20 protein-coding genes are annotated in these 16,693 nt (G+C 72.1%); 6 read left to right on the top strand and 14 right to left on the bottom strand.

The annotated features are described in order from the left end of the window. Positions 1-219 precede the first annotated feature (219 nt). Positions 220-1,512 carry an MFS transporter gene (locus ACWEGE_RS44690; RefSeq protein WP_449666589.1) on the bottom strand — a complete coding sequence of 431 codons (1,293 nt, stop codon included), beginning with the start codon at positions 1,510-1,512 and terminating at the stop codon, positions 220-222. Between the two features lie 65 nt (positions 1,513-1,577). On the opposite strand from ACWEGE_RS44690, the gene ACWEGE_RS44685 reads away from it, so the two are divergent. Next, entirely contained in the window at positions 1,578-2,252 is a 675-nt protein-coding gene (locus tag ACWEGE_RS44685) for an ArsR/SmtB family transcription factor (RefSeq protein WP_449666588.1), read from the top strand. A gap of 138 nt (positions 2,253-2,390) precedes the next feature. Here ACWEGE_RS44685 and ACWEGE_RS44680 read toward each other — a convergent pair whose 3' ends face one another. From ACWEGE_RS44680 to ACWEGE_RS44630, 11 genes are all read right to left on the bottom strand, one after another. Next, positions 2,391-2,969, bottom strand: a complete 579-nt coding sequence (locus tag ACWEGE_RS44680; protein WP_449666587.1) for a hypothetical protein — start codon at positions 2,967-2,969, stop codon at positions 2,391-2,393. Between the two features lie 118 nt (positions 2,970-3,087). Then, a complete protein-coding gene (gene wag31 / locus ACWEGE_RS44675; protein WP_091308822.1) occupies positions 3,088-3,942 on the bottom strand; it encodes a DivIVA-like cell division protein Wag31 in 855 nt (284 codons plus the stop codon). A gap of 52 nt (positions 3,943-3,994) precedes the next feature. Further along, on the bottom strand, positions 3,995-4,270 hold the full coding sequence (locus tag ACWEGE_RS44670) for a YggT family protein (RefSeq protein ID WP_013224824.1): 276 nt from the start codon (positions 4,268-4,270) through the stop codon (positions 3,995-3,997). A gap of 115 nt (positions 4,271-4,385) precedes the next feature. Beyond that, entirely contained in the window at positions 4,386-4,985 is a 600-nt protein-coding gene (locus ACWEGE_RS44665; RefSeq protein ID WP_449666586.1) for a cell division protein SepF, read from the bottom strand. 100 nt (positions 4,986-5,085) lie between these two features. Then, the gene (locus ACWEGE_RS44660) at positions 5,086-5,796 is read right to left on the bottom strand and encodes a YggS family pyridoxal phosphate-dependent enzyme (protein ID WP_449666585.1); all 711 of its coding nucleotides are present in this window, start codon (positions 5,794-5,796) and stop codon (positions 5,086-5,088) included. Next, a complete protein-coding gene (gene pgeF / locus ACWEGE_RS44655; RefSeq protein ID WP_449666584.1) occupies positions 5,793-6,497 on the bottom strand; it encodes a peptidoglycan editing factor PgeF in 705 nt (234 codons plus the stop codon). The genes ACWEGE_RS44660 and pgeF overlap by 4 nt, the downstream gene beginning before the upstream one ends. 74 nt (positions 6,498-6,571) lie before the next feature. Then, on the bottom strand, positions 6,572-7,879 hold the full coding sequence (gene ftsZ, locus ACWEGE_RS44650) for a cell division protein FtsZ (RefSeq protein WP_449666583.1): 1,308 nt from the start codon (positions 7,877-7,879) through the stop codon (positions 6,572-6,574). 244 nt (positions 7,880-8,123) lie between these two features. After that, on the bottom strand, positions 8,124-8,894 hold the full coding sequence (locus tag ACWEGE_RS44645) for an anti-sigma factor (RefSeq protein WP_449666582.1): 771 nt from the start codon (positions 8,892-8,894) through the stop codon (positions 8,124-8,126). Further along, the gene (gene sigK, locus ACWEGE_RS44640; protein ID WP_449666581.1) at positions 8,891-9,505 is read right to left on the bottom strand and encodes an ECF RNA polymerase sigma factor SigK; all 615 of its coding nucleotides are present in this window, start codon (positions 9,503-9,505) and stop codon (positions 8,891-8,893) included. The genes ACWEGE_RS44645 and sigK overlap by 4 nt, the downstream gene beginning before the upstream one ends. After that, positions 9,498-10,232: a DUF1365 domain-containing protein gene (locus ACWEGE_RS44635; RefSeq protein ID WP_449666580.1), complete on the bottom strand. Its 735-nt coding sequence runs from the start codon at positions 10,230-10,232 to the stop codon at positions 9,498-9,500. Before ACWEGE_RS44635 ends, sigK begins: the two co-directional genes overlap by 8 nt. Next, on the bottom strand, positions 10,226-11,494 hold the full coding sequence (locus tag ACWEGE_RS44630) for an NAD(P)/FAD-dependent oxidoreductase (protein ID WP_449666579.1): 1,269 nt from the start codon (positions 11,492-11,494) through the stop codon (positions 10,226-10,228). The genes ACWEGE_RS44635 and ACWEGE_RS44630 overlap by 7 nt, the downstream gene beginning before the upstream one ends. A gap of 82 nt (positions 11,495-11,576) precedes the next feature. Between ACWEGE_RS44630 and ACWEGE_RS44625 the strand changes: the two genes are divergently transcribed. Continuing rightward, positions 11,577-12,839, top strand: a complete 1,263-nt coding sequence (locus ACWEGE_RS44625; protein ID WP_449666578.1) for a class I SAM-dependent methyltransferase — start codon at positions 11,577-11,579, stop codon at positions 12,837-12,839. A 2-nt stretch (positions 12,840-12,841) separates the two neighbouring features. Next, on the top strand, positions 12,842-13,603 hold the full coding sequence (locus ACWEGE_RS44620; RefSeq protein ID WP_449666577.1) for a DUF1295 domain-containing protein: 762 nt from the start codon (positions 12,842-12,844) through the stop codon (positions 13,601-13,603). On the opposite strand, the gene ACWEGE_RS44615 is transcribed toward ACWEGE_RS44620, so the two are convergent. Then, positions 13,590-14,096, bottom strand: a complete 507-nt coding sequence (locus ACWEGE_RS44615) for a DinB family protein (RefSeq protein WP_449666576.1) — start codon at positions 14,094-14,096, stop codon at positions 13,590-13,592. The genes ACWEGE_RS44620 and ACWEGE_RS44615 overlap by 14 nt on opposite strands. A gap of 77 nt (positions 14,097-14,173) precedes the next feature. On the opposite strand from ACWEGE_RS44615, the gene ACWEGE_RS44610 reads away from it, so the two are divergent. Together ACWEGE_RS44610 and ACWEGE_RS44605 are read left to right on the top strand one after the other, a co-directional pair. After that, positions 14,174-14,632, top strand: coding sequence for a MarR family winged helix-turn-helix transcriptional regulator (locus tag ACWEGE_RS44610; protein WP_449666575.1), 459 nt, complete (start codon positions 14,174-14,176; stop codon positions 14,630-14,632). Next, complete coding sequence (locus tag ACWEGE_RS44605; RefSeq protein ID WP_449666574.1) at positions 14,619-15,053, top strand: OsmC family peroxiredoxin; 435 nt, start codon at positions 14,619-14,621, stop codon at positions 15,051-15,053. The genes ACWEGE_RS44610 and ACWEGE_RS44605 overlap by 14 nt, the downstream gene beginning before the upstream one ends. 46 nt (positions 15,054-15,099) lie before the next feature. Here the strand turns inward: ACWEGE_RS44605 and ACWEGE_RS44600 are convergent, their stop codons facing one another. Continuing rightward, the gene (locus ACWEGE_RS44600) at positions 15,100-15,903 is read right to left on the bottom strand and encodes an SDR family NAD(P)-dependent oxidoreductase (protein ID WP_449666573.1); all 804 of its coding nucleotides are present in this window, start codon (positions 15,901-15,903) and stop codon (positions 15,100-15,102) included. Positions 15,904-15,988: 85 nt separating this feature from the next. Here ACWEGE_RS44600 and ACWEGE_RS44595 point away from each other — a divergent pair, with 85 nt between their 5' ends. Continuing rightward, entirely contained in the window at positions 15,989-16,618 is a 630-nt protein-coding gene (locus tag ACWEGE_RS44595) for a TetR/AcrR family transcriptional regulator (RefSeq protein ID WP_449666572.1), read from the top strand. Positions 16,619-16,693: the final 75 nt, after the last annotated feature.

Raw genomic sequence — 16,693 nt, 5'->3', positions numbered from 1 at the left:
CGTCTCTCTCGTACGGACGACCGGCTCCCGGTCACCCACACGGGGACGAAACACTGCAGCGTTCCGCGGTACCACCCCGCTTGCCCGGCAACTGCTCCCGGGCCGCTCATTCGACGGCTGTCACGGGCCGCACCCGTCCGGTTCTACTGAGAGCGGTGACGCTCGGTTCTTCCGGAGGCTCCCCGGTGATGGCCGGATCGATGCCTGTTGCCTACCAGGTTAACCGGCCCGCGCAACCGGGTTGTCACGAGGGGCACCTACGGTCACGCCGATCGCGACCAGCCACAACGCCGCCGCGACGACGCCGACCGCGGGCAGCCCCGCACCCGACACCGCGCCGAGCACCGCCACCCCGAGCGCGCCGCCGGCTTGGCGGGCTGCGTTGTTGATGCCGCCCGCGACGCCCGCGCGCTCGGCCAGGATGCCGCCGACCGCGGCCGTCACCACCGCGGTGGTCAGCAGGCCCATGCCGATGCCGAGCCCGAGCAACATCGGCAGGAGGGCCGGATAGCCGCTGTTTTCGTTCAGCAGCACCAGGTTCAGCATGCCGAGCGCGCCGAGGGCGAGCCCGGCCACCATCAGGGGCCGCGGCCCGAACCGGGCGACCAGCCGGCCCGCGACCGGGGCCAGCACCGAGAGCGGGCCGAACAGCGGCAGCAGCTCGAGCCCGGCTTCGAGCGGTCCCGCGTGCCGGACGCCCTGCAGGTACCGGGTCAGGACGAGGATCGTCCCGATGCCCACGAAGTTCATCGCCGCCGAGACGAAGGTGGCGGGCAGGGTCCGCCGGGCGAGGTCGAGCGGGAGCATCGGCTGCGGCGAGCGGCGTTCGACCACGAGGAACGCGGCCAGCGCGACGACGGCGGCCACCGCGGCCGGAGCGCTCCCGGCGATGACCGCGTACACGCCGGCGCCGAGAGCGGGCGCGGCGGTGGCGACACCGGCGACGTCGATCCGCCGTCCGGGCACGCGCTCGCCGCTCGGCACGAGCCGCCGGGTCGCGAAAACGGCCAGGAACACGACGGGAACGTTCAGCCAGAACACCGGCCGCCAGCCCGCCGCCGACACGACCGCGCCGCCGAGCACCGGCCCCGCCGCCAGCGCCAGCGCGGAGACCCCGGCCCAGACACCGAGGGCCCGCGCCCGCTCGGCGTGTCCCGGATGGGCGTTCGTGATCACGGCGAGGGTGCCGGGCAGCAGCAACGCCGCGCCCAGGCCCTGGCCGGCGCGGGCGGCGACGAGCAGGGGCGCGGTGGTGGCGAGCCCGCACGCGGCCGACGCCGTGCCGAAGAGCGCGAAGCCAGCGAGGAGGACCCGGCGGTGGCCGAAGAGGTCGCCGAGGGCGCCGCCGGTGAGCAGGAACGCGGCCAGCGGGATGGCGTAGCCGTCCACCACCCACTGCTGCGCCGCGAGGCCGGCGTGCAGGTCGGTGCCGATGGTGGGCAGGGCGACGTTGACGACCGTGACGTCCAGCTGGACCAGGAACATCCCAGCGCACATGGTGAGCAGGAGCATGTCCTCCAGTGGACCGCGCGGACACTTCCGGTTGGCTGGAAGTGTCGCCGGGGCACTCTGGAGGGGTGGAAGGTGACGCCGACATCGCCCGCACGGCCGCGCTGTTCGCGGACCCGGCGCGGGTCCGCGTGCTGCTCGCGCTCGCCGACGGCCGCGCGCTGGCGGCGTCGGTGCTGGCCGCCGAAGCGCGGTTGTCGGCGCCGGGCGTCAGCGCGCACCTGGCGAAGCTGCGTTCCGCGGGGCTGGTCGTCGCGGAGAAGTCGGGGCGGCACCGGTTCTACCGGCTGGCCGGCCCGGACACCGCGGAGCTGCTGGAGACGCTGCGCACGGCGCGAACGTGCTACGACCACCTGGCCGGACGGCTCGGCGTGGCGGTGACGTCGGCGTTGCTGGCGCGCGGCGCGCTGGCCGGTCCCGGCGACACGCGGCGGCGGCCGGGCGACCGGATTTCGGCTCCCCTGCGCGAACACCCGTACACGCTGGGCCCGGCGGCCGCTTCGGTGTTCGGCTCACTGGGCGTGGATCTGGATCCGGTGGCGGCCGGACGGCGGCCGCTGCTGAAGTTCTGCCTGGACTGGAGCGAGCAGCGCCACCACCTGGCGGGCGCGCTGGGCGCGGCCCTGGCGACCCGCTTCCTCGACGCGGGCTGGGTCCGGCGCCGGACCCGGGCCCACCGCGCCCTCCGCCTCACCCCGGAAGGCACCCAAGCCCTGAACACCCACCTCGGCCTCGCCGCCTGACGCCGTGTCGTCCTTTCAATCACGCGTGTCGTCCCTCCAGACACGCGTGTCGTCCCTTCCGGACGGGCATCACGTGTGATCAGGGAGGCATCACGCGTGATTGGAGGGGCATCATGCGTGATTGGAGGGGCGACACGGTCAGCGGTGGGTGGCGACCAGGGTGGCGTTGGGGCGGCAGCGGTCGCAGGGGGTGAAGCCGAGCTGGCGGGCCTCGCCCACGCCGATCGGGATCGTGTCGCGGGGGCCGAGCCAGGGGCAGGTGCGGAGGTGGTAGCGGGGGTGCTCGTCGACCACCACGACCTCGTCCTCGAGGTCGGCCAGGAGGGCGGCGTCCTCCTCCGGGGTTTCTTCCACGCCCGGCTCGGAATCGCCGGTCGTTTCGGTCTCGGCTGAAGCGTCCGCCGGCTCGGGCTCGGGTGTGTCGGCCGGGTCACCCAGGTCGCCGGCGGCCGGGATCAGGGTGGTCTGTTCCTCTTCGGCCGGCTCGAGCGGCTCGGCGGCCTCCGGCGAAGCCGACGACTCGGGAACGGCCGGCGCGGCGGGCGCCGGCGGTGCGGCGGCACGGCGACGGCGGCGCAGCCAGTCGGCGACCAGGATCAGCCCGGCCAGCACGGACAGGCCGATGGAAACCCACGCCCACAGCGAAGAGGCCGTGATCAGCGCGGTGACGAGCAACCCCAGAGCCGCCAGTACCAGGACCAGCACGATGTAAAGCACGCTGAATTACAACACGAACGACCCGGGAGCGGACCACGACCCGCCCACGGGTGGTACCGGATCGACTCCGAACCGTGGTCCACCCCGGAAGCGGGGTGGACCACACGGTCGGAGAACCTCAGCCGGCTTCGGCCCGCGGGCCGAAGGAGTAGCCCTGGCCGCCGCTCGACGAACCGGACGACTGCCCGGAGTTCGACGACGCCGACGCGGGGGCCGCGGATCCGCGGTCGTCGAGTTCGCGCAGCTGGGACTCGAGGAACCCGCGCAGCCGCGTGCGGTACTCCCGCTCGATCGTGCGCAGTTCTTCGATCTTCTTGCCCAGCCCGCTCTTCTCGGAGTTCAGGCTGTTCATCGTCTCGGTGTACTTCCGCTGCGACTCGCGCTCCAGCGTGGTCGCCTTGTCACGCGCCTGACGCTCGAGCGTCTCGGCGCGGGTCCGCGCGTCGTTCAGCATCGTGTCGACGCGGGTGCGGGCCTCGTTGACCATCGAGTCGGACTTCGCCCGGGCGTCCGAAAGCAGCTGCTCGGACTTGGTGCGGGCCTCGGCCAGCATCCCGTCGGACTCGGTCTTCGCCTCGGCGGTGAGCCGGTCGGCCATTTCCTGGGCCAGGCCCAGAACCTTGGCGGCCTGCACGTTCGGCTCGGTGCTGTCGCCGACCATCGAGTGCGCCTGGGTCTGCTCCATGGCGGACTGCGGCGGCGGCACCGGCGCCAAGCGCCGCGACGGCTCTTCGCGCATCGGGGGCGCGCCGACGTTCGCCTTGGCGTTCTCCAGCTCGCTACGAGTCGACTCGAGCTCGGCGTCGAGCTGTTCCATCTGCTGGCGCAGCTCGTTGTTGTCCTCGATCAACCGGGCCAGCTCGGTCTCCACCAGGTCGAGGAACGCGTCCACCTCGTCCTCGTTGTAGCCCCTCTTGCCGATGGGCGGCTTGCTGAACGCGACGTTATGCACGTCAGCGGGGGTCAACGACATCAGATCACCTCACGCACTCCATGGCCTGCAGGGTCCACCCAAGTCTCCCCGATCAACTTGGAGTCGCCAGTTGCATCGCGAAGAACACAACCAACAGCAGCACCATAATCGACAAGTCCAGTCCGACGCCGCCGATCCGGACCATCGGAATGATCCTTCTGAACAACCGGACCGGCGGGTCCGTCACTGTGTAGATGGTCTCGAGCGTGACCGCAACCCCTCCGGCCGGATGCCACTCACGCGCGAAGGTCCGGACGAGTTCGACCACGATCCGCGCCGTCAGCAGCAGCCAGAAGGCGAACAGCACGTACCAGACGACCAGCCACACAGCTTCCACATGCCTACTCTAACCGGGCGTCCTCTCCGAAGACGCTGTTGAGGGGGCCGACCCCGGATCGGGTCGGCAAAGTCACGTCTGCTTGCGCTCAGCGGTCCGGGCGACTTCAGCCCCGCAAAAACAATCCGCCCTCGGCAATCCGCCGGCGGTCTTCCGCCGTGACGTCCACATCGGGCGGTGAGAGAAGGAACACCTTGTTGGTGACCTTGTCCATCGACCCTCTGAGCGCGAACGCCAGCCCGGCGGCGAAGTCGACGAGCCGCTTGGCGTCCGCGTTCTCCATCTCGGTGAGGTTCATGATCACCGGGATGCCTTCGCGGTAGTGCTCCCCGATCGCCCGCGCCTCCGCGTAACTGGTCGGGTGCAGCGTGGTGATGCGGCTCAGCGGGTCGCGCACCGGCTGGCGCACGACCGGCTCGACGACCGGGCGCAGGCGGGCCACCGGCTCCGGCTGCCGGTCGACGGCCAGTGCCCCGTGAACGGCGGGCTCGGAACCGACCACGGAGCGTGACCGGCTGCGGCTGACGGGCTCGTCGTAGGTGTCTTCGACCTCGCGGTACCGTGAACGCGAAGACCGCGGAGCCGGCTCCTCGTAGGAGTCGTAGTCGTCGTCGTAACCGCGCCGGTAGTCGTCCCCGTCTTCGTAGCCGTCGTCGTCTGCGGGCACCATCCCGAAGTAGGCCTTCAGCTTCTGCAGCGCGCTCATGCCTCTCCCTAGCCCTAGCCGCTCCCGCACTGACTTTCGATCTCCACGCCGTCAGTGCCCCGCACGGGCGGACACGAAACGTGACGACCGCGCGAGCTCCCTACGGCGAGGCTAAACCGCGTCCACCGAGCAACGCGGTTCCGACACGCACACAGGTCGAGCCGTGCGTGATCGCCTGTTCGAGATCATGGCTCATCCCGGCCGACACGTCTGCGGCATTCGGGTGATCTTTGCGCAAGCCCTCCCCCGCGCGAGCGAGCCGCTCGAAGGCGGCCGCCGGGTCCACCCCCAGCGGCGCGACGGCCATCAGGCCGCGAAGCCGCAGCTCTTCCGTCCGCGCGATCCGGTCGGCCAGCTCGTTCAGCTCGCCGAGCGGGCAGCCGCCGCGCTCGGGATCGTCGTCGAGGCTGGCCTGGATCAGCACGTCGAGGGGTTCGTCACGTATCTGGGCGGTTTGAACCGCACGCACCGCCTTCGCGAGGGCGTCGGCGAGCCGCGCGGAGTCGACGGACTGCACCTCGTCGGCCCACCCGACCACGGACTTCGCCTTGTTCCGCTGCAGCCGGCCGACCATGTGCCACCGCAGACCCGGGACTTCGGCGGCCTTCGGCGCGGCCTCCTGGTCGCGGTTCTCGCCGACGTCGGTGACGCCGAGCTCGGCCAGCAGGGCGACGTCGGACGCCGGGAAGGTCTTCGTGATCGCGATCAGCTTGACCTCGTCCCGGGCCCGCCCGGCGGCCCGGCAGGCGGCGGCGATCCGCTCCTCGACCTCGCGCAGGTTCTCGGCCAGTTCGGCCTTCCGCGAGGTCATGCCTCGATCCAGGTGATCCCCGCGATCCGCCCGGTGGTCCCGTCGCGGCGGTAGCTGAACAGCGTCTTGTCCTCGTTCGTGCACCGCGGGTCGACGCCGATCTTGCCGACGCCCAGGTCGGCGAGCTGCCGCCAGAGCCCGGCGCGCAGGTCGAGCCCGGGCGTCCCCTTGCGGGTCTTGCAGGCGCTGCCGGGGACGTGTTTCTCGACGTCGGCGGCCATTTCCGCGGGGACCTCGTAGCAGTCGCCGCAGATGGCCGGGCCGAGCAGGGCCTCGATCCGGTGCGGCTCGGCGCCCGCTTCCCGCATGGCCTTGACCGCCGCCGGGACGACGCCGACGCGGGTGCCCACCCGGCCGGCGTGCACGGCCGAGACCACCCCGGCCTCGGCGTCGGCCAGCAGGATCGGGACGCAGTCGGCGACCAGCACCACGAGCGCGACGCCGGGTGTCGCCGTCACCAGCGCATCGGTCGCTTCGGCCGCGGCGGTTTCCGAGCCGTCGACGATCGTCGCCGTGCGGCCGTGGACCTGTTCCATCCAGGCGAGCTTGTCCTCGGCCAGGCCCAGCTCGGACGCGAGCCGCTTGCGGTTGGCGTAGACGTTGCCCTCGTCGTCGCCGACGTGGTCACCCAGGTTGAAGCTGTCGTAGGGCGGTCGTGACGCGCCGCCCGCCCTGGTCGTGACCACTCGCCGAACCCGCACGAATCCTCCTGAACGTGAATGAAGGCCACCACCCACGACTCTAGTTCGCGGGTGGTGGCCTTCGGGGCTGGTGGCTAGCGCCGCATGAACGGCGGGACGTCGACCTCGTCGTCCGACGGGTCGTCGTGCACCGGCATCGCGCGGCCGGGCAGGCTGCCCTGGGTCGCGTTGGAGCCGAGCGGCGAGTAGCCGCGCGAACCGCCGCCGGGCTGCGGGAGCCCACCGGACGGCTGGCCGCCGGTGGCCGAGGGCATCGGCGAGTGCGACCGCGGCGGCGCCACCGGGTAGCCGGAGCTGCCCGCGGACGGCACCGGGGTGGCGCCCGACGGCGGCGTCGGCGGGTTCGCGACCTGGCCGGCCGCGGCCGAAGCCGTGGTGGCCGAGCCGCGCGAGCCGGAGCCGAACGTCGACGGGTCCAGCTTCTTGTGCGTCGGCGCGCCGGCGTCGAACCCGGCGGCGATCACCGTGACGCGGACCTCGTCGCCGAGGGAGTCGTCGATGATCGTGCCGAAGATGATGTTGGCGTCCGGGTGCGCGGACTCCTGGACCAGCGACGCAGCCTCGTTGATCTCGAACAGGCCCAGGTCGGAGCCACCCGCGATGGACAGCAGCGCGCCGTGGGCACCGTCCATCGAAGCCTCCAGCAGCGGCGAGTTGATCGCCTTCTCCGCAGCCTGGATGGCCCGGCCCTCGCCACGCGCCGAGCCGATGCCCATCAGTGCGGAGCCCGCGCCGGACATGACGCTCTTGACGTCGGCGAAGTCGAGGTTGATCAGGCCCGGGGTGGTGATCAGGTCGGTGATGCCCTGCACACCCGAGAGCAGCACCTCGTCCGCCGAGCGGAACGCGTCCATCAGCGAGACGCCGATGTCGCCGAGCTGCAGCAGCCGGTCGTTCGGGATCACGATGAGCGTGTCGCACTCGTTGCGCAGCGCCTGGATGCCCTCTTCGGCCTGCTTGCCGCGGCGCTTGCCCTCGAAGGTGAACGGCCGGGTCACCACGCCGATGGTCAGCGCGCCCAGCTTGCGGGCGATCTGCGCCACGACCGGCGCGCCGCCGGTGCCGGTGCCGCCGCCCTCGCCCGCGGTCACGAACACCATGTCGGCGCCCTTGATGACCTCTTCGATCTCTTCGCGGTGGTCTTCGGCGGCCTTCTGGCCGACCTCGGGGGCGGCGCCCGCGCCGAGGCCGCGGGTCAGCTCGCGGCCGATGTCCAGCTTGACGTCGGCGTCGGACATGAGCAGTGCCTGTGCGTCGGTGTTCACCGCGATGAACTCGACACCCTTGAGGCCGACCTCGATCATGCGGTTCACGGCGTTCACGCCGCCACCGCCGATGCCGACCACCTTGATCACCGCAAGGTAGTTGTGCGGGGGCGTCATCGAAGTCCGCCTTCCTGATCGTTGTGCCCGTACAGCCCGCCGGCCGAAGATCCAACCCTCGACCTCAACCCCAGATCGAGAGTTATGTCAACCGCCGACGTTAGGCAGGACGGTAGGCACCAGGCAGGCTCTAATCCAGTAGGCACGCCGTGTGTCGCAAAGGTGTTTTGCCACAACACGTTCGAGCGCGCAAGAGCGACGGGCCGCGAGCACCGCCGTCGGCCGATCTGGTATGGCCGCCCGGTCAGGCCGGGGCGGACATGCTCATCAGGACTTCCGAGGGCGCTCCGGTGGCCGAACCACCGGGTGGTTCGACGCTGACCGCGACCTTGTCGGCCCGTCCGACGCCGTCGGCGACGACCAGGCCGCCCTGGTCCGCCGCCGCGATCACGCCGGCCGAGCGCGGCGCGCCGCTGCCGGTGATCAGCCAGGCTTCGTAGACCTTCCCGCCCGGTTGCGACGGCAGGCCCGCGTCCATCACCATCACCCGGTTCAGCGACCGCGACAGGACGACCGTGACGCCGCCGCCGATCGGCGCCTCGCCGTGCGCGGTCTTGGCGTCCGGGGCCGCGAGCAGCGCCGCGACCGGCGCGAACTGCTGTTTCGCCTGGTCGAGGCGGCTTTGGGCGGTCTGCAGCTCCTGCTGCTGGGTCAGCGCGATCCCGCCGAAGACCCCGCCCGCGGCGAGCCCGACGACGGCCGCGGCGGCCGACACGACGACCGCCCAGCGCGGGGCGCGCGCCGAGCGGCGGTGCTTCTCGGGCGCGCCGGGCCGGGTGCGCGGCGGCAGCTGGCGGGTGGCGTGCATGGCGGTCATGACGCGGTCCTTGAAGTACGGCGGCGGCTCCTCGGCCATCGCCGCGCCCAGCCGGGCCGCCGTCGCGCGCAGCTCGGCGACCTCCTGCGTGCACGAGTCGCACTGCTCGAGGTGCCGGGCGAACTCCGCGCGCTCGACGTCGTTGACGGCGTCGAGGGCGAAGGCGCCGGCCAGGGTGTGCATTTCCGGCGTGCTCAAGCGGTCACCCCCAGGCAGTCCCGCAGGCGGATCAGCCCGTCCCGCAGCCGCGTCTTGATGGTTCCTTGCGGCGTCGACAGCACTTCGGCCACCTCGCGATACGTATAGCCCTGGTAGTAGGCGAGCAGCACGGACTCGCGCTGCAGGTCGGTCAGGAAGGACAGGCACCGGCGCACCTGCGAGCGTTCGAGCCGCGCGGTGACGGACTCGGCGACCTCGTCGAACGGGCGGCCGCGGGCGGCCTCGAAGGTCGCCTTCTGCTCGCGTTCGGTGCTGGCGCGGGCCGAGCGGACGCGGTCGACGGCTCGGCGGTGCGCCAGCGTCATCGCCCAGTTCAGCGCCGAGCCCTTGTCGGGGGCGTACCGGGTCGCGGTGCGCCACAGCTCGACGAGGACCTCCTGCGCGACCTCTTCGGACTGGGCCGCGTCGCGCACGATCCGCCGGACCAGGCCGTAGATCGGCCCGGCGAACTGGTCGTAGAGCAGCTCGAAGGCCCGCTCGTCGCCCTTGGCGACGCGGACCATGAGCTCCTCCGGGGAGGGCACTGCCGAGCCGGCGGGGACCTCCGTGGGCACCGGCGCCATGTGGCGCGGGCGGGCCGGCTCATCCATGCAGCTGTCCTCCGGCTGTCTGCGGGGTGCGCGGCACGACCGCGGCCTTCCGCAGCCACAGGGCGACGCCGTGGCGGCGGATCAGCGCGGACACCCGCTGCGGGAGCAGCGGCCGGGCCAGCACGAGCCGGGCCAGCCACCGCGGGTTCACCGGGCGGCGAACTCCCCGCAGCGTAGCGATCAGCGGCGTGGCGTTCCCGCGCCGGAGCGCCACGGTGAGGTCGAGCAGCGCCTCCGGGCGGGGCAGGCGCATCCGGTACTCGCCGTCCATCTCCTGGAACGGCGAGACGTAGAACTCCTTCGCCGCGCGGGCGAGCCCGGCCTCGTCGGGGCGCAGCAGGTAGGCGTGGCGGCCGCCGTAGGTGTTGTGCACCTCGGCGACCACGCACGCCAGCCGGCCGTCCGGCTCGTGGCACCAGTAGACGCTGATCGGGTTGAACACGTACCCGAGCACGCGGGCGGCGGCCAGCATCACGACCCGGCCGCCACGCAGGTCGACGCCGCGTTCGGCGAGCCACGCGTCCAGTTTTTCCCGGATGCCGCGGGGATCGCTCGCCACGAAGTGGTCCCGGCGGTCGAACCGGGCGAACGGCCGCAGCCACCACGGCAGCCGCGGGAGGTCGTCGAGGTCGACGCGCCACAGGTAGACGCGGTGGGCGAACGCGTGCGGCGGGTCGATCCGCCGCACGTGCGCGACCGTGGCGTCGTAGAGCGCGTTCGTCACCACCGCACCCCCAGGCTTTCCGCGGCCCGGGCGCCCGAGGCACAGCCGTCCTCGTGGAAGCCCCAGCCGTGGTAGGCACCGGCGAAGGCGAGCACGCCGTCGTTGAGCTCGGGCAGCCGTCGTTGCGCGGCCACGGAATCCGGCGTGTAGACCGGGTGCTCGTACCGCATCCGCGCGACGACGTGCTCGTGGGCCGGGCCGTCGCCGGGGTTGAGCGTGACGACGTAGCCGGTCGGCTCGTCGAGCCGCATCAGGCGGTTCATGTCGTAGCTGACCTGGACCGCGCCGGTGGGCGCGCCGCAGACGGGGGCGCGGTAGTTCCACCCGGCGCGGGCGTCGGCCAGCGAGGGCAGCACGCTCGTGTCGGTGTGCAGCCAGGCCTCGTTCTCGGAGTAGCGGAACGCGCCGAGCACCGCGCGCTCGGCGTCGGTCGGGTTGGCCAGCAGGGCCAGCGCCTGGTCGGCGTGCGTGGCGACGACGACCTTGTCGACCCGGTGCGGCGTGTCGGCGTCGTCGCGGATCTCGACGCCGTCGGCCGTCCGCAGCACCGAGCGCACGGGTGTCGACAGGTGCACGGCGGTCAGCTGCTTGGCCGCGAGCTCGACGTACTCGCGCGAGCCGCCCACGACCGTCCGCCAGGACGGCGAGTTCTTCACCGTGAGCATGCCGTGGTTGCGGAGGAACTCGAACAGGTAGCGCGCCGGGTACCGCAGCGTGTCGGCGCGGTCGGCCGACCACACGGTGGACACCAGCGGCAGCATGAAGTGGTCGACGAAGTAGCGGGTGTAGCCGCCGATGGCGAGGAACGCGCCGAGCGTGACGTCACCGGCGTCCTGGGCGGCCAGCAGCCGCCTCGCGTGCCGGTGGAACCGCTTCACCTCGGCGAGCATCCGCAGGTAGCGGCCGCGGACGGCGTTGCCGCGCTGGGCGAACAGCCCGGACAGGCCCTTGGCGCCGGCGTACTGCAGGCCGCAGCCGTCGCAGCGGATGCTCATCGACATCTCGGTGTCGCGGGTGGGCACCCCCAGCTCGCCGAAGAGCTTCAGCAGGGTCGGGTAGGTGCGCTCGTTGTGGACGATGAAGCCGGAGTCCACGCCGACGGTGCCGCCGTGGGTGCTCGGCACGTCGTGCGTGTGCGCGTGCCCACCCAGGCGGTCGTCGGCCTCGAACAGCAGAACTTCGTACTTGCGTTGCAGCAGGTATGCCGCGGTCAGGCCGGCCACCCCGCTGCCGATGACGCCGATGCGTTCTCCCGTGATCTCCACACCGGTCCTTCGGGACCGCGGCCCGGCCGGATTGCCGGGCAGGCCGACCAATCCGCCCGGGTGGGCAGAGCGAATCCCGGCTATGCCGCACACCACCGCGCACCACCTCGCCTCGTTCGCCGCGAAACTCCTCGGCGGGCCCCTGCCCGTGGGCCTGCGGACCTGGGACGGCACCCGCGCCGGCCCGGAGGACGCGCCCACCGTCGTGCTCCGCAACCGCCGGGCCCTGCGCCGCCTGCTGTACGCGCCCGGCGAGCTGGGGCTCGCCCGCGCCTACGTCACCGGCGACCTCGACGTCGAAGGAGACCTGGCGGACGGCTTCCGCCGGATCTGGGCCCTCACCCGCACGGGGGAGCTCAACCGGGCCAAGCTGGGGCCGCGCGAGTGGGCCGAAGCCCTCCGGCTGGCTGCCCGGCTCGGCGTCGCCGGGCTGCCGCCGAAGCCGCCCGCCGAGGAGGCCCGGCTGTCCGGGAAGCTGCACAGCCTGCTGCGCGACCGCTCCGCCATCGCCCACCACTACGACCTGAGCAACGCCTTCTACCAGCTGCTGATGGACGAGTCGATGGCGTACTCGTGCGCGTACTTCACCTCCGAGACCCAAAGCCTCGAGCAGGCGCAGCACGACAAGCTGGAGCTGATCTGCCGCAAGCTGGGGCTGCGGCCGGGCATGCGGCTGCTGGACGTCGGCTGCGGCTGGGGCTCGCTGGTCGTCCACGCGGCCAAGCACCACGGCGTCGAGGCCGTCGGCATCACGCTCTCGGCCGAGCAGCTGCAGCACATCCGCGGCCGGCTCGCCCAGCACGACCTCGAAGACCGCGTCGAGGTGCGCCGCCAGGACTACCGGGAGCTGCCGGACGGGCCGTTCGACGCGGTCGCGTCGATCGAGATGGGCGAGCACGTCGGCGAGGTCAACTACCCCGCGTACGCGGCGACGCTGCACCGCATGGTGAAGCCGGGCGGGCGGGTGCTGCTGCAGCAGATGTCCCGCGGGAACGTCGCGCCCGGCGGCGGCGCGTTCATCGAGCGGTACATCGCGCCCGACATGACCATGCGGCCGGTCGGCCGGACCATCGACCACCTGGAGACCGCGGGCCTGGAGGTCCGGGACGTCCACGCGCTGCGCGAGCACTACGTCTGGACGGTCCGGGCCTGGGCCGCCACCCTGGAGGAGAACTGGGCCGACGTCGTCGCGCTCATCGGGGAGACGGGTGCGCGGGTCTGGCGGCTGTACCTGGTGGGCGGGGCGCTGGCGTTCGAGGAGAACCGGATGGGTGTGGACCAGATCCTGGCCGTGCGGCCCGGCGAGCACGGCGCCAGCGGCATGCCGGCGACGCGGGAGTGGTGACGATGCCGCAGCTGCTCGTCACGGCCGCCGTCACGCTCGTGGCGGTGGTCGTGACCTTCGGGATCGCGCGGGCGCGCAAGCGCTACGACACGATCGACACGTTCTGGGGGCTCGGCTTCGCGATCGTCGCCGTCGCCGCCTTCCCGTTCGGCGACGGGCCGCTGTCCCTGCGGCTGGTGGTGGTCCTGCTGACCGTGGTCTGGGGCGTGCGGCTTTCGGTGCACCTGCACCTGCGCAACCACAAGCTGCCGGAGGACCCGCGGTACGCGCGGATGGGTCACGGGCCGCTGAAGATGTTCGTGCGCGTGTACCTGTTCCAGGCCGTGGTGCTGTACTTCGTCTCGCTGCCGGTGCAGTTCGCCGTGGACGGCACCGGGATCGGCGTGCTCGGCTGGCTCGGGATCGCGGTGTGGCTGGTCGGGTTCGCGTTCGAGACGATCGGCGACGACCAGCTGCGCCGGTTCAAGGCCGATCCCGCCAACCGCGGCCGCGTGCTGGACACGGGGCTGTGGCGCTACACGCGGCACCCGAACTACTTCGGCGACGCGTGCGTGTGGTGGGGCCTCTACCTGCTGGCCTGTTCGACGTGGCCGGGCGCGGCGACCGTCCTCTCCCCCGTGGCGATGACCTTCACCCTCGCCCGCGGGACGGGGAAACCGTTGCTGGAGAAGGGAATGGCCCGCACCCGGCCGGCGTACGCGCACTACGTCGAGCGGACCAGCGGCTTCTTCCCGCTGCCGCCGAAGAAGGTCACTCCCCGGTGAGGCCGTCGGTCAGTTCGCGCAGCAGATCGAGGTGGCCGGCGTGCCGCGCGGTCTCCTCGATCATGTGCGCGACGACCCAGCGGACGTTGAAGGTCTCGTCCTTGTGCGTCACCTCGTCGTCGAGGCCGTGTGCCGCCACGATCTCGCGGCTGCGGGCGCACTGCTTCTCGTAGTCGGCGAGCAGGGTTTCCGGCGAGGTGCCGGGCGGGACCCGGAACTCCGCGTCCGGGTCCTGCTCGAGCTTTTCCGCCCAGGTGTCCTCTTCGCCGTCGACGACCACGCCGAACCAGAACCACTCGTTGAGCGTGAGGTGCGCGACGAGCCTGGCGACGGTCATCAGCTCGCTCGGTAGGTGCGCCTGCCGGGCCTGGGCTTCGGTGAGCCCGCCGGCCTTCCACGCGACGGTGGCACGGTGGTAGTCGAGCAGGCCGGTCAGGATCTCGCGCTCGCCGCCGGTGAGCGGGACGTCCGGGCGCGGGGGTCGTTCGGTCATGTTCGCGACTCTGCCAGAGGGGTCCGACAGTTCCGAATACCTTGCGCACGATGTAATCGTGTACTAGGTTTTCGGATGTGCCCGATGAGTTCCTCCTTGACGAGCAAGCCTGCTTCGCGCTGTACGCGGCCTCGCGAGCCGTGACGGACGCGTATCGGCCCCTGCTCGCCGAACTGGACCTCACCTACCCCCAGTACCTGGTGCTGCTGGTGCTGTGGGAGGCCGACGCCCGGCCGGTCAAGGAGATCGGCGAGGCGCTGCACCTGGACTACGGCACGCTTTCCCCGCTGCTCAAGCGGCTCGAGGCCAACGGGCTGGTGACGCGGACCCGGCTGCCCGCGGACGAACGCACGGTGGTGGTCGGCCTGACCGAACGGGGGTGGGCGGTGCGCACGCGCGCCGCCGGTGTTCCCTCGGCGATCGGCTGCGCACTCGGCCTCGGCGACCGGGAGCGGCGGGAACTGATAGCGACCCTGAGGCGGCTGACGGCGTCGGCCGCCGCCTACACACCTGGAGGCTCTGATGCCCAGCCGTGACGCGACCACCCACTGGGTCGGCGGACTGAACAACGGGAAGGGCGAGGTCACCCTGGACTCGTCCAACGCCGGCACGTTCAGCGTGTCGTTCCCGACCCGCGCGGGCAACCCGGACGGCCAGACGAGCCCCGAGGAGCTCATCGCGGCGGCGCACTCGTCCTGCCTGGCGATGAACCTCTCGGGCGTGCTGGAGTCCCACCAGCTCACCGCGGACTCGATCGACGTGAGCGCGGAGGTGACCCTCGGCCCGGCCAAGGGCGGCGGCTTCGAGATCAGCGGCATCGCGATCACCCTGCGCGCCTCGATCCCGGGCGTGACGGCCGAGCAGTTCGCGGAGTACGCGGAGACCGCGGAGAAGACCTGCCCGGTGTCGAAGGCCCTCGCGGGCACCACGATCACCATGGACGCGGCACTGTCCTGAGCCCCCGCGGACGGCCCCTCGCGGACACCGGCGAGGGGCCGTCCGCTCAGCCGAACGCGGCCAGCGCCACCGGCTCCCACTTGCGCCAGCCGTCCAGCCGGGCCCGGTACTCGGCTTCGACCGCCGCGAACGACTTGCCGAAGAACATCCGGGCCGGCGGGTCGTCGGTGTCCGCCAGCTCCAGCATCGGTTCCCGGGTCGCCCGGGGGTCGCCGAGGTCCCACTCGATCCGCGTCGCCTCGCGCACCGCGGCGTAGTCCGGGTGCGGCTCGCTCTGCCGGACGCTGCCGCCGCCGAAGTCCGTCCGGTACGGGCCGGGCTCCAGGCAGATCACGTCGATCCCGAACCCGGCGACCTCCTGCCGCAGGGACTCCGAAAGCCCTTCCACGGCCCACTTCGACGCGTGGTAGGCGCCGATGCCCGGGAACGCGCGGATGCCGCCCTCGCTGGTGACCTGGATGATCCGCCCCCGCCCCTGCCGCCGCATGATCGGCAGGGCCGCCTGGGTCAGCCACAGCGCGCCGAAGAAGTTCGTCTCGAGTTCCGCGCGGACCTCCGCCTCGGTCAGTTCCTCGACCATCCCGAAGTGCCCGTAACCGGCGTTGTTGACCAGCACGTCCAGTGTTCCGAACTCTGCCACCGCCCGCCGGACCGCCTCGACGGCGGCGCCGCGGTCGGTGACGTCCAGCCGCAGCGGCAGCACGGCGTCGCCGTAGGTGTCGACGAGCGGCTGCAGGGTTCCGACGTCCCGCGCGGTGGCGGCGACCCGGTCGCCGCGGGCGAGCGCCGCTTCGGTCCACTCGCGGCCGAAGCCCTTGGAAGTCCCGGTGATGAACCAGCTCTTCGTCATGACCTGTCCCTTCGCGCCGGATTTTTGCATCTCAAGCTAATAGTAGCATGGAGTGCATTAATGCATCGAATGCTACGGTGGCGTCATGACCGACGGACGCCGTGAGCGCAAGAAGGCCCAGACCCGCGCCCGCATCCAGGACGCGGCCCTGGACCTGTTCGCGAGCCAGGGCTACCGCGAAACGACGATCGCGCAGATCGCCGCGCGCGCCGACGTCGCCACCCGCACGGTCACGCTGCACTTCCCGGCCAAGGACGACCTGCTGTTCGCCGACGACCCGTTCACGCCGGAGTCCTTGGCGGCGCGACTGCGCGACCGGCAGGCGAGCACCCTCGACGCGGTCCGCGACTGGATGCACGCGACCATGCGCGAGCTCGACGAACGCGACCGGGAGTCCGGGGTGGATCCCGCGCACCTCTGGCAGCGCCGCGCCCTGCGCGCCGACCTCCTGATGGCCGACGACGACCTCCGCGGCCGCGCCCGGGCCGGCTACCGCGACCTCGAGGTCCTCGTCGCCGCGGCCGTCGGCGACGACCTCGGCCTGCCTGCGGACGCCCTGCTCCCCCGGCTCACGGCCGTCACCGTGGTCGCCGGCCTGCGGGAGATCTACGTGACCCGCGAGGGCCGGACGAGGACGGCGGCGAGCGAGCTGGCCGGACTGGTCGACGAAGTGCTCGCGTTCGCCCAGGCCGGGCTCCACGCCGCGCCGGCGTGAGGCCCGGCCGGCCGGTGCCGGGTCTCGACGACTACCAGAAGCTCGGTTACGTGCCGGGCGCCGGCGCGGACACCC

It is taken from the genome of Amycolatopsis sp. NPDC004747 (assembly GCF_053601335.1).
Note: the sequence above shows the minus strand (reverse complement) of the source record. Positions and strands in the feature narration are given on the sequence as shown.

What these genes read in the sequence shown, in the direction of transcription:
- ACWEGE_RS44690 (WP_449666589.1), bottom strand. Translation starts at nt 1,512, where the DNA reads ATGCTCCTGCTCACCATGTGCGCTGGGATGTTCCTGGTCCAGCTGGAC.
- wag31 (WP_091308822.1), bottom strand. Translation starts at nt 3,942, where the DNA reads ATGTCGTTGACCCCCGCTGACGTGCATAACGTCGCGTTCAGCAAGCCG.
- ACWEGE_RS44665 (WP_449666586.1), bottom strand. Translation starts at nt 4,985, where the DNA reads ATGAGCGCGCTGCAGAAGCTGAAGGCCTACTTCGGGATGGTGCCCGCA.
- ACWEGE_RS44660 (WP_449666585.1), bottom strand. Translation starts at nt 5,796, where the DNA reads ATGACCTCGCGGAAGGCCGAACTGGCCGAGAACCTGCGCGAGGTCGAG.
- ftsZ (WP_449666583.1), bottom strand. Translation starts at nt 7,879, where the DNA reads ATGACGCCCCCGCACAACTACCTTGCGGTGATCAAGGTGGTCGGCATC.
- sigK (WP_449666581.1), bottom strand. Translation starts at nt 9,505, where the DNA reads ATGGATGAGCCGGCCCGCCCGCGCCACATGGCGCCGGTGCCCACGGAG.
- ACWEGE_RS44625 (WP_449666578.1), top strand. Translation starts at nt 11,577, where the DNA reads ATGCCGCACACCACCGCGCACCACCTCGCCTCGTTCGCCGCGAAACTC.
- ACWEGE_RS44620 (WP_449666577.1), top strand. Translation starts at nt 12,842, where the DNA reads ATGCCGCAGCTGCTCGTCACGGCCGCCGTCACGCTCGTGGCGGTGGTC.
- ACWEGE_RS44615 (WP_449666576.1), bottom strand. Translation starts at nt 14,096, where the DNA reads ATGACCGAACGACCCCCGCGCCCGGACGTCCCGCTCACCGGCGGCGAG.
- ACWEGE_RS44605 (WP_449666574.1), top strand. Translation starts at nt 14,619, where the DNA reads ATGCCCAGCCGTGACGCGACCACCCACTGGGTCGGCGGACTGAACAAC.
- ACWEGE_RS44600 (WP_449666573.1), bottom strand. Translation starts at nt 15,903, where the DNA reads ATGACGAAGAGCTGGTTCATCACCGGGACTTCCAAGGGCTTCGGCCGC.
- ACWEGE_RS44595 (WP_449666572.1), top strand. Translation starts at nt 15,989, where the DNA reads ATGACCGACGGACGCCGTGAGCGCAAGAAGGCCCAGACCCGCGCCCGC.